This window comes from Vibrio sp. D420a, from assembly GCF_030248625.1.
In the GTDB taxonomy this organism is placed as follows: Bacteria; Pseudomonadota; Gammaproteobacteria; order Enterobacterales; family Vibrionaceae; genus Vibrio; species Vibrio fortis_A.
Map to the genome: position 1 here is coordinate 1 of NZ_JAHGAN010000046.1, position 2,903 is coordinate 2,903.

Annotated in this window: 4 protein-coding genes; 2 read left to right on the forward strand and 2 right to left on the reverse strand. The window is 38.0% G+C overall.

Annotation, left to right across the window (positions count from 1 at the left end):
* Positions 1-208: 208 nt before the first annotated feature.
* Together KI743_RS22015 and KI743_RS22020 are read left to right on the forward strand one after the other, a co-directional pair.
* Positions 209-850: a hypothetical protein gene (locus KI743_RS22015; RefSeq protein WP_285468193.1), complete on the forward strand. Its 642-nt coding sequence runs from the start codon at positions 209-211 to the stop codon at positions 848-850.
* A gap of 166 nt (positions 851-1,016) precedes the next feature.
* On the forward strand, positions 1,017-1,397 hold the full coding sequence (locus KI743_RS22020) for a hypothetical protein (RefSeq protein WP_285468195.1): 381 nt from the start codon (positions 1,017-1,019) through the stop codon (positions 1,395-1,397).
* 126 nt (positions 1,398-1,523) lie between these two features.
* Here the strand turns inward: KI743_RS22020 and KI743_RS22025 are convergent, their stop codons facing one another.
* Together KI743_RS22025 and KI743_RS22030 are read right to left on the reverse strand one after the other, a co-directional pair.
* On the reverse strand, positions 1,524-2,132 hold the full coding sequence (locus tag KI743_RS22025) for a hypothetical protein (protein ID WP_285468197.1): 609 nt from the start codon (positions 2,130-2,132) through the stop codon (positions 1,524-1,526).
* Positions 2,133-2,460: 328 nt separating this feature from the next.
* Positions 2,461-2,829, reverse strand: a complete 369-nt coding sequence (locus tag KI743_RS22030; protein WP_285468199.1) for a regulator — start codon at positions 2,827-2,829, stop codon at positions 2,461-2,463.
* Positions 2,830-2,903: the final 74 nt, after the last annotated feature.

The window sequence follows — 2,903 nt, forward strand, 5'->3', positions numbered from 1 at the left end:
GACCCGTTTCGTCGGGAGGGTCCCAACGAAGCGCGGGACGTTAGCCCCCGTGTTGTATCACGGGGGTAAATTCGACCTACCTATCAACATGCTCATCACTTATTACTGTTTTTGCGCAGCAGATACTAGACGGTAATATATTGATAGAACTAAAATCCGATATACAAAAAGTATAAGCCCCTAGACAAATTCGAAATTTGGGAAATCAATGTCCATTCCAATCTTATTAGCAGCCTTATCTTTAGTCTTAATAGGTCTTTTGTTTGGTTTTAACATTCAAACCAGTCAGTCATTTATTTCTTTGTTGAGCACAATCGGCACCCTTGTATCAGCTGTTGCTGCAGCTATTGCTGCCTATTTTTCTTACAAATCTGTTGGGCAATGGCGCAATGAAGCTGAACATAAACTTTTATATGACCATTTCAATGAATTAGAGAATCTTCTTACGACTTACATAAACAAAGTTAAGGAACAGGTTTACAATGATTCTGATACATTTGTGTCATTCTACGCGGCCAGTAGCTCGGCTTCAGAAATCAGTGATGACTACGAGAGCGTATATCTAAAAATTTATGAGTTAGCGCCAAAGACGATGCATCCAGGTCTTGATACCCTGCAATTATCGTCTCTTGTGTCTGAACTTACTGAGCCAATTATGAAGTATAAATCTAGTAGATTTGCATTGAATAAGTACGTCGAAGACAACCCACTTAAAACTGAACAAATGATGATGTCAGAAATACCTGAAATGAGAGAGTCAGGTCAGAAAATGATGAAAGCAGGTTTGGAAATCGAGCTTATATTCAGTGAAACTCGAAAGAGCTTGTCTTCTCTACGCGCATCGCTTTAATTCTTGTCATTGGTTTGCTTTACACACTTCATTTGCACTATATGTTCTTGATAGTTCATAGGTGTTCATATTGCGCATCAGCAAGAAATGCAATTTGACACCTATCAACTTCTAAAGATAATGCTTCCTGTACAATAACTATCACAATTATTTATGGGTCGTATCTATGCAATCACGTTTCAGTTCATATCGTTCTAACTTTATCCTTGCTTTAATCGCTATTCTTTCCCTGTGTACCTTTTATGCGCAAGCAGACGACGGAACATTTACTAATACAGTATATTCAGCAGGTAAAAATACACTTGTTGAAAAATACGATGTGTTTAGCGAAGACAATAAAAAGTACACATTAACATTGGGAGAATCTAAAGGTTACAAATCTCTTACTTTCTCTAAGCTACAAAACTCCAATTACATAACCGTTTTCTCTTCTAGTATGACAAAAGGAGACGGGCGTTACTCTAAACCTCGTTCTGGTAAAATTCAGCTAAAGTTTGACAATGATGACAATATATATGATTTGGGTGGGACAAGATTACGTTTTTAAAGTTAGCCTTCAAGGCACTAGTAAAATGCTATCTGCTGGCACCTTCATGTAACAATGTTATGTAAAAAGCCGAGAGAATGACCCTCGGCTTTAATATTAACCCCAAAATTGACATTTGTTACTTCACTAGTAATACCTAGCCCTTAGCTCAGCAATTTTTTGACTATACTCTCTTTCAATACTTCTAATTTTGCTATCACGTTCTCTCTGCAACTGCATAATTTCACGATTTAAGCTAGAGAACGAATCTGTTTGATAAACAACATCACAACGGCTACTCACCTCATCAATAGCCCTGCTTGAACCACTTAAGCTAAATCTATGCTCATATACGTGAGAACCACGGTGGAATGCCCTTAAGTGCACGTTACTTCCTTTCTTGAGCTCATTCATTAGGCTCTTTTGAGGGTTCGGGATGAAAACGAATTTGTTGTTTGAGTTAGACATAACCGCATTTAGTGTATGTACCTTTCCACGGTCGACTCTCAATTTAACTTCAAGCCGTGTGTTCGTACCTGCGATGAACTCACCATTTTGTGTGTTTCCGAAAACTATATACATTTCTCGGTCGTACCTTGAAGAGTCACACCTAAATCCGAATTGCGCATCACCAGAAAATGTTCTCTGTAAATAACGTTGTTTGTCGCTGATACCATCCACATCAGATGTTGGATAAAAAGCGGAATGGACGGGAAAAGCCATTAAAAGTGCAATACTAAGAAGCGTAGTTTTCATTGCATAAACCTAATGTATGAGTGTGATTTTATAGATTACGCAAATGTATTCAGGATTTTATGTTTGATCTTCGACTATGCTAGAACTGTCTCAACATTCGCAAAATATGTAGATAGATTAATCAGTTAATAAAAAACCGGACTCAATGAGCCCGGCTTCTTTCTCCTTGATATGACCAAAAAGGAGGACCGACAAGGTTAAAGGAACTTGCACAATAATCGAGGTTACCTCGTCAGCCGTAGTAACCATATCAATCTCATTCACCACCTGTTAGTACTTCAAATTCAAAAATTGATGTTTCCCGATATAAACCAAACTTTTCTAATACTCACTTCTTTATCTTTGCTATAGCTCTAGCTATTCCCAATAAGTGCGTAGATGTCCTAATCTCTAAATCAGATTGAATCTCTAGTAAGGCCATACCCGCTAAAACTTGCTGTGCACTGACTAGCTGCCCGGTTGGAAGCTCCAAACCATCATGATGCATTTTGAATTCTTTCCAATCTTCTGAATGACTGAGTTCTCGACCATTTGCCATTCTCATAAGCCTTTTACACTCCGGGGGTATTGGTTTTCCCTCATCCCAACCTGTGATTGTTCTCACAGTTTTAAAACATAGTTCTGCCGTCTCTTCCTTGGTTAATCGGCAGATAAACTCACGAAAAATGTAGTTCTCGGTCATTTTTCGATAGTGCATATAAAATCTCCAGATAAACCTTTGATTTTATATGTTTTTGATATGAAACTTGTTTTAACGTAATCAGGCATAAT